Here is an 8,735-nt window from a genome sequence, read left to right on the forward strand (position 1 = left end):
CCACCTCCATCGCCTGGGGGCCCTGGTCGGCGGCGGCATGGCGGACGAGACGGCCACCGAACGGCTGCGCCGCCGAGGCGTGGCGGCGCTGAGCCCGGCCCGCGCGCTCGCCGTGCTCCGGCGCGTCGTCGCCGACGACGAGACCACCTGCGCGGTGGCCGACGTCGACTGGGCCACCTTCGCGGCCACCTTCGCCGCCGCCCCGCCCCCGCCCGCTCCTCGCCGACCTGGTCGAGCCGGACACGACGGCCACCGCGCACCCGACGCCGATGCCGACCGCGCACCGCTACCGGTTCCTGCTCGACCTGGTCCGGGAACACGCCGCGGCCGTCCTCGGACACGACACGGCCGACGCCATCGAGGCCGACCGCGCCTTCAGCGACCTGGGCCTCGACTCGCTGACCGCTGTGGAGCTACGCCGGTTGATGCAGGAACGCACCGGCCTGTCGTTGCCCGTCACCGTCGTGTTCGACCACCCCACCCCGACCGCGCTGGCGGCCGCCCTCGCCGCCCGACTGGACGACGAGGTCGCGGACGCGTCCCGGCGACCCGCACGGACCCGGCCGAGCCGATCGCGATCGTGGCGATGGCCTGCCGGTACCCGGGCGGGGTGAGCACCCCGGAGGAGCTGTGGCGGCTGGTCCGCGAGGGCGGGGAGGTACGGGGACCGTTCCCGCCGGACCGGGGGTGGAATCCGGACCGCGCCGCGCGCAGCTACGTGCAGCAGGGCGGCTTCCTGGCGGGTGCCGCCGATTTCGACGCGGGGTTCTTCGGGATCAGTCCTCGGGAGGCGACGGCGATGGATCCGCAGCAGCGGTTGCTGCTGGAGACGTCGTGGGAGGCCCTCGAGCGGGCCGGGATCGACCCGAGGTCGCTGCGCGGCAGCCAGACCGGCGTGTTCGTCGGCGCCTCGCCCCAGGGCTACGGCAGTGCGGCCGTCGCCGTGCCCGCCGAGGTGGAGGGATACCAGCTGACCGGAAGCGCCACCAGCGTCTTCTCCGGACGGGTGTCGTACGTGCTCGGTCTGCAGGGCCCGGCGCTGACCGTGGACACGGCGTGTTCCTCGTCGCTGGTGGCGCTGCACCTGGCCGGGCAGGCGTTGCGACGCGGCGAGTGTGACCTGGCGTTGGCCGGTGGCGTCGCGGTGATGGCGACCCCCGACGTGTTCGTCGAGTTCAGCCGGCAACGCGGGTTGGCCGCCGACGGGCGGTGCAAGTCGTTCGCCGAGGCGGCTGATGGGACGGGCTGGTCGGAGGGTGTGGGTTGGTTGGTTCTGGAGCGGCTTTCGGATGCGCGTCGTCATGGTCATCCGGTGTTGGCGGTGGTGCGGGGTTCGGCGGTGAATTCCGATGGTGCGTCGAATGGGTTGACGGCGCCGAGTGGTCCGGCGCAGGAGCGGGTGATCGCGGCGGCGTTGGTGGATGCGGGTTTGTCGCCGGCGGATGTGGATGTGGTGGAGGCGCATGGCACGGGGACCCGGTTGGGTGATCCGATCGAGGCGGGGGCGCTGATTGCGGCGTATGGGCAGCAGCGGGATCGGCCGTTGTGGTTGGGGTCGGTGAAGTCGAATGTGGGTCATACGCAGGCGGCGGCGGGTGTGGCCGGGGTGATGAAGGTGGTCCTGGCGTTGCAGCACGGGGTGTTGCCGCGGACGGTGCATGTGGATCGGCCGTCGTCGGCGGTGGATTGGTCGGCGGGTGCGGTGCGGTTGTTGACCGATGAGGTGCCGTGGGTTGCTGGCGCCAGGCGGGCGGGTGTGTCGGCGTTCGGGATGAGCGGGACGAACGCGCACGTGATCGTGGAGGCCGCTCCCGCCCCGGCGTCCGCCTCCGTGACCGCCCCGGCGTCCGCCTCCGTGACCGCGTCCGTGACCGCCCCGGCGTCCGCCTCCGTGACCGCCTCCGCGTCCGCGTCCTCGCTGTCGCCGGTGGCGATGCCGGTCGCCGGGACCGCGTCGTCGCTGTCGGGAACGCCGGCTGCTTCGTCGTCCTCGCCGGGCCTGGCTGGCGGTCCGGTGGTGCCGTGGGTGGTGTCGGCGGCGTCGCCAGAGGCCCTGGCGGATCAGGTCCGGGCGATCTCGGGGCTGCGGTCGGCGTCCTTTTCCGGGTCGGGGTTGCGGCCGGTGGATGTGGCGTTCACGTTGGCGGTGGGTCGGGCGGCGTTGCCGTGGCGGTCGGTGGTGGGGGAGGACCTGCCGGTGCAGGCCGGTGACGGCCGGGTCGTCTTTGTCTTTCCCGGTCAGGGTTCGCAGTGGACCGGGATGGGTTTGGAGCTGTGGGACTCCTCGCCGGTGTTCGCCGCTTCGATGCAGGCGTGTGCGGAGGCGTTGCGTCCGTACACGGGTTGGTCGTTGCGGGAGGTTCTGGCCGGTCCGTTGGACCGGGTGGATGTGGTGCAGCCCGCCCTGTTCGCGGTGATGGTGTCCCTTGCCGCGTTGTGGCGGTCCTACGGGGTGCAACCGTCGGCGGTCGTCGGTCATTCGCAGGGTGAGATCGCGGCGGCGTATGTCGCGGGTGCCCTGTCGTTGGATGACGCGGCGCGGGTTGTCGCGTTGCGCAGTCGGGCGTTGCGGGCCATAGCGGGTCGGGGCGGGATGGTGTCGGTGCCGCTCGCCGGCGTCGACCCGGGGGACCTGTCCGTCGCGGCGCTCAACGGCGCCGACTCGACGATCCTCTCCGGTGACGTGGACGCGGTGGACCGGTTCCTGGCGGCCGAGCCGCGCGCCCGGCGGATCGCCGTCGACTACGCGTCGCACTCGCCACACGCCGACGCGGTCCGCGACGAGATCCTGACGGCGCTGGGCGGCATTCAGCCGCGCTCGTCAGACGTGCCGTTCCACTCCACCGTCACCGGCGGGTTGCTGGACACGGCCGGCCTGGATGCCGGGTACTGGTTCCGCAACCTGCGGGAGACGGTGCGCTACGCCGACGCGGTCGCGGGGATGGGCACGCTGGTCGAGGTCAGTCCGCATCCGATCCTGGCTCGGGAACTCGGGACTCTGCGGCGCGACGACGGTGGGCCGCAACGGATCCTGGACTCGGTGGCCCGGGCCTGGGCACGCGGCGTCCACGTCGACTGGCCGGCGGTGTTCGCCGGTCGTGACGCGCAGCGGGTGGTGCTGCCGACGTACCCGTTCCAACGCCGTCGCTACTGGCTGGACGGCACCCTGCCCGGCTGGCTCGGCGAACCCGTCTCCTGGGCGCAGGGCACCGTGTTCGAAGGTCGGGTCGCGGGGGACTGGTTGGTCGATCACGCCGTGGACGGCACCGCGTTGGTGCCGGGTACGGGCTTGCTGGAGATGGTGTTGCGCGCCGGTGGTCAGGTCGAGGAGTTGACCCTGCACGCACCGCTGCACCCACCGGCGACGGTTCAGATGATCGTCGGTGTTCCCGAGGACAGCGGTCGGCGCAGCGTGTCGGTGCACTCGCGGTCCGGTCGGGAGTGGACCCTGCACGCCTCCGGCACCCTGCTGCCCGACGACGCACCCGTACCGGCGACCGACGACGCGCCCTGGCCACCCGCCGACGCCGAACCGGTCGACGTGCGGCACATCCTGGACCGGCTGGCGGACACCGGTCTCAGCTACGGGCCGGCGTTCCAGGGTCTGCGTGCGGTGTGGCGGCACGGTGACGACATCCTCGCCGAGGTGACCCTCCCGGACGGCCTCGACGGCCACCACTTCGGGCTGCACCCGGCGCTGCTCGACGCCGCCACCCACGCCGCGGCGGTCACCGGGGTCACGGCCGGCGACCCCGCGCGGGTGCCGTTCACGTTCACCGGGGTACGGCTGCACGCCACCGGCGCGACAGCCGTCCGGGTACGGCTGCGGCACACCCCCTCGGGCGCGGTGTCGCTCGTCCTGCACGACCGCACCGGCGCGCCGGTGGCCACAGTGGACTCCCTGGTGAGCCGACCACTGACCGCACTGCCCACCGACGCGTTGTTCCGCGTCACGTGGTCGCCCCCGACCGCCGCCGCGACCCCCGGCGATCGGGCCGTCGTCGGCCCCGACCCGCTGGCCCTGGCCGGCGGCGCACCAGCCCATGCCGACCTGGCGGCACTGAGCCGCGCGGTCGCGCGGGGCGCGTCGGTGCGCAGCTACGTCCTGGCGACCTGCCTGTCCGACGCATCCGGGTCGGCCCGGTCCGCCCGGTCGGCGGTCCACCGCGTGCTCGACCTGACGCAGGCGTTCCTTACCGACCCGGCCCTTACCGCGTCCCGACTGGTGATCGTCACCCGCGACGCGGTGGCCACCGACCCGGACGCCGACGTCACCGACCTGGCCCACGCCGCCGTCTGGGGACTCGTCCGCTCCGCCCAGTCCGAGCACCCCGACCGGTTCCTCCTGGTCGACGTGGACGACACGCCCCAGTCGCACCGGGCGCTTCCCGACCTGCTCACCACGAGCGAGCCGCAGCTGGCCATCCGGGCCGGTGCGCCACTGGTGCCCCGGCTCGTCCGGGCGGCGACGCCCCGGCAGCGCTGGGACGCGCTGGACCGTGCCGGCACCGTCCTCGTCACCGGTGGCACCGGCGCGCTGGGCGCCCTGGTCGCCCGGCACCTGGTGGTCGCGCACGGCGTCCGTCACCTGCTGTTGGCCAGCCGCCGTGGCGGGGGCGCGGACCTCGCCGCCGAACTCGGCGCGCTCGGCGCGAACGTGACAGTCGTGGCCTGCGACATCGGCGAGCGGGAGGAGACCGCGCGGCTGCTGGCTCGGGTTCCCGCCGGGCATCCGCTGACCGCGGTGATTCACCTGGCCGGAGTGCTCGAGGACGGTCTGCTCGAGACGATGACCGCGGCGCAGGTCGACCGGGTCGCCCGCCCCAAGATCGACGGTGCGGTGCACCTGCACGAGCTGACCCGCGACGACAAGCTCACCGCGTTCGTGCTCTTCTCCGCGGCGGCCGGCGTGCTCGGGCGTCCCGGGCAGGCCAACTACGCGGCGGCGAACGCCTTCCTGGACGCCCTCGCCCAGCACCGCCGAGCGCAGGGGCTGCCCGCGGTCGCGGTCGCCTGGGGGCTCTGGGCGGGCGGCGGCGGGATGGCCGGCCATCTCACCGACGCCGACCTCGCGCGGGTACGCCGCGCCGGCGTACGGGCACTCTCCCCGGCGCAGGGGCTCGCCCTCCTTGACGCCGCGCTGGCGATGACGGCACCGGCCGTCGTCGCCGCCCGCCTCGACCTGGCGGCGCTCCCCGAACCGGGAGCGTCCGCCCTCCTGCGCGGCCTTGGTGAACCCCGGGCTCGCGCTGTGCCCCGGGCCGCTGACGCCCCCCCAGTGGCCCGGGGCACACCTCACACTCCTGCCTCCCTGCTCGACCTGGTCCGCGAACACGCGGCGATGGTGCTCGGGCACGGCAGCGCCGACGCGGTACCGGAGACGCACGGATTCCTCGAAATCGGCTTCGACTCGCTGACAGCGGTCGAGCTACGCAACCGCCTGTCCACGGTGACCGGCAGGCGGCTACCGGCGACGCTCGTCTTCGACCATCCCACCCCGCAGCGGCTCGCCGCGCACCTGGCGACCGTCCTGGCGCCGGTGGCGCCCCGGCCGGTTTCGGCCCCCGCGCCGGCGCGGCCCGAACCTGCGGTGCTCGACGACGCGACCGCCGACGAGGTGTTCGCCTTCATCGACGAGCAGTTCGGCCGCACCACCGCCCAGGAAGGTGGCACCCGGTGAGTAACGAGGAGAAGCTGCTCGACTACCTCAAGTGGGTCACCGCCGACCTCGCCTCGGCGCGCGAACGCATCCACGAGTTGGAGAGCCGCGACCGGGAGCCCGTCGCCATCGTGTCGATGGCTGCCGGTACCCGGGCGGCGTACGGTCGCCGGAGGATCTGTGGTCGCTGCTGACCACCGGCGGCGACGCCGTCTCGGGGTTCCCGACCGACCGGGGCTGGGACCTCGACGCCCTGTACGACCCCGACCCGGACCGGCCCGGCACCTGCTACGCCCGCGAGGGCGGCTTCCTGGACGACGCCGCCGACTTCGAACCCGCGTTCTTCCGGATCAGCCCACGCGAGGCCGTGGCGATGGACCCCCAGCAGCGCCTGCTGTTGGAGATCTCCTGGGAGGCGTTCGAACGGGCCGGCATCGACCCGCACGCCGTCCGGGGCAGCCGCACCGGGGTGTTCGCCGGTGTCATGTCGCACGACTACGCCGCCCGCCTGCCCCGGGCACCGGAGGGCAGCGAGGGATACTTCGCCAACGGCAGCGCCGGCAGCATCGCCTCCGGCCGGATCGCGTTCACCCTCGGCCTGGAGGGGCCCGCCGTCACCGTCGACACGGCCTGCTCATCCTCACTGGTCAGCCTGCACCTGGCCGTGCGGGCGCTGGGCAACGGCGACTGCGACATGGCGCTGGCCGGCGGCGTCACGGTGATGGCCACCCCGAACATGCTGATCGAGGCCGCCCGCCAGCGCGGGCTCGCCCGGGACGGGCGGTGCAAGGCCTTCGCCGAGGGCGCGGACGGTGCCGGCTTCGCCGAGGGCGCCGGCATCCTGTTGCTCGAACGGCTCACCGACGCCCGTCGGCACGGGCACCCGGTGCTCGCCGTGGTCCGCGGAACGGCGATCAACTCCGACGGCGCGAGCAGCGGGCTGACCGCACCCAACGGGCCCGCCCAGCAGCGCGTGATCAGCGCCGCGCTGGCCGACGCGGGACTGTCCGCCCAGGACGTGGACGCGGTCGAGGCGCACGGCACCGGCACACCGCTCGGCGATCCGATCGAGGCGCAGGCGCTGCTCGCCACGTACGGGCAGGACCGGGACCGACCGCTGTGGCTGGGGTCGCTGAAGTCGAACATCGGCCACACCCAGGCCGCCGCCGGCGTCGGCGGCGTCATCAAGACCGTGCTCGCCCTGCGCCACGGTGTGCTGCCGCGCACCCTGCACGTCACCGAGGCGTCCAGTCGGATCGACTGGTCGGCCGGCGCGGTGTCGCTGCTGACCGAGCAGACGCCCTGGCCCGACGGGGACGACCGACCACGCCGGGGCGGCGTCTCGTCGTTCGGGGCGAGTGGCACGAACGCCCACGCGATCATCGAGGAGGTCCCCGCCGAGCCCGAGCTGCCCCCGGTCGGCGGGGTGTTGCCGTACCTGCTGTCGGCCCGCGACGACGTGGCGCTGGGGGAGCAGGCGGCCCGGCTCGCCGCGCACGTCACGACCGCGCCCCGGCTGGCCGACGTGGCGCACACCCTGGCCGCCGGCCGGGCCCGCTTCGCCGAGCGCGCGGTGGTGTTGGCCGGCGACCGGGAGACGCTCCGTCGGCGAGCTGCGGGCACTCGCCGCCGGACCCCGGGGCCCGCCACCGTACGCGCGACGCGCCCGCCGGCACCCGCCGCGTCGTCTTCGTCTTCCCCGGTCAGGGTTCGCAGTGGACCGGCATGGGCCTGGAGCTGTGGGACTCCTCGCCGGTGTTCGCGGCGGAGATGCGGGCGTGCGAGGACGCGTTGCGCCCGCACACCGGCTGGTCCCTGCGCGAGCAGTTGGCGGGTCCGCTGGACCGGGTGGACGTGGTGCAGCCGGCGTTGTTCGCGGTGATGGTGTCGCTGGCCGCGCTGTGGCGCTCGCATGGGGTGGAACCGTCGGCGGTGGTGGGTCATTCGCAGGGCGAGATCGCCGCCGCGTATGTCGCGGGGGCGTTGTCGTTGGATGACGCGGCGCGGATCGTGGCGTTGCGCAGTCGGGCGTTGCGGGTGATCGCGGGTCGGGGCGGCATGGTGTCGGTGCCGTTCGCCGACGTCGACCCGGGTGGGTTGTCGGTGGCGGCGGTCAACGGCCCGGACTCGACGGTGCTCTCCGGGGACCTGGACGCGGTGCAGCGGTTCCTGGCGGCGGAGCCACGGGCCCGGCGGATCGCCGTCGACTACGCGTCGCACTCACCGCAGGTGGAGGCGGTCCGCGACGACATCCGCGCCGCGCTGGCCGGCATCCAGCCGGCAGAGCCGCGGGTGCCGTTCCACTCGACGGTCGACGACGACCCCGGCCCGCTCGACGCGGACTACTGGTACCGCAACCTCCGGCACACGGTCCGGTTCGGCCCTGTCGTCCAACGCCTGCGCAGGGACCTGTTCATCGAGGTCAGCCCGCACCCGGTGCTGCTCGCCGCGATGCCCGCGGACGCCGCCGCCATCGGGTCGCTGCACCGCGACGACGGCGACGCCCACCGCTTCCTGCGTGCCCTGGCGGAGGCCCAGGTACGCGGTGCCGCGACGCTGCACGCGGTGTCCGACGGCCGACCCACCGTCCTGCCCACCTACCCGTTCCAGCGGCGACGGCACTGGCTCGACGCGCCAGCGTACGCCGGGCCGACGGGTCACCCGCTGCTCGACGCCAGCGTCAGCCTGGCCGGTGGCGACGGCGAGCTGGTCTGCACCGGGCGGGTCGCCCGGCTGACCCATCCGTGGCTCGCCGACCACGCGGTCCGCGACACCGTGCTGCTGCCCGCCACCGCCGTACTGGAACTGCTGTTCCAGGCGGGTGACCCGGTCGGCTGCCGGCGCGTCGACGACCTGGTGATCTCCGCGCCGCTCACAGTGCCGGATCGCGGCGGTGTCCAGCTACAGGTCTCGGTGGGCGCGGCGGACGAGACGGGCCGCCGGAGCGCGACCGTGTGGGCCCGGCCGGAGGACGGCGACGGGCCGTGGAGCACCCACGCCACCGGCGTCCTGGCGCCCAGCGCGCCGGCGGTGGCCACCGCGCCCAGCGAGTGGCCGCCCGCCGGCGCCGAGCCGG

4 protein-coding genes and 1 pseudogene are annotated in these 8,735 nt (G+C 74.4%); 4 read left to right on the top strand and 1 reads right to left on the bottom strand.

Annotation, left to right across the window (positions count from 1 at the left end):
* On the bottom strand, nucleotides 1-244 hold a 244-nt coding region (locus JM949_RS38060; protein ID WP_238434189.1), incomplete at its 3' end, for a hypothetical protein.
* A gap of 25 nt (nucleotides 245-269) precedes the next feature.
* On the opposite strand from JM949_RS38060, the gene JM949_RS30680 reads away from it, so the two are divergent.
* The 4 genes and pseudogenes from JM949_RS30680 to JM949_RS40210 form a co-directional block, all read left to right on the top strand.
* Complete coding sequence (locus tag JM949_RS30680) at nucleotides 270-614, top strand: acyl carrier protein (protein ID WP_203151599.1); 345 nt, start codon at nucleotides 270-272, stop codon at nucleotides 612-614.
* Nucleotides 611-5,680: a type I polyketide synthase gene (locus JM949_RS30685; protein WP_309232403.1), complete on the top strand. Its 5,070-nt coding sequence runs from the start codon at nucleotides 611-613 to the stop codon at nucleotides 5,678-5,680. Before JM949_RS30680 ends, JM949_RS30685 begins: the two co-directional genes overlap by 4 nt.
* Nucleotides 5,677-8,191: pseudogene (locus tag JM949_RS40055) on the top strand (type I polyketide synthase); the annotation flags it as partial. The gene JM949_RS30685 and the pseudogene JM949_RS40055, both read left to right, overlap by 4 nt.
* Nucleotides 8,192-8,224: 33 nt before the next feature.
* A partial coding sequence (locus tag JM949_RS40210) for a polyketide synthase dehydratase domain-containing protein (protein WP_456320243.1) occupies nucleotides 8,225-8,735 on the top strand: 511 nt, incomplete at its 3' end.

It is taken from the genome of Micromonospora tarensis, assembly GCF_016803395.1.
GTDB classification, from domain to species: domain Bacteria; phylum Actinomycetota; class Actinomycetes; order Mycobacteriales; family Micromonosporaceae; genus Micromonospora; species Micromonospora tarensis.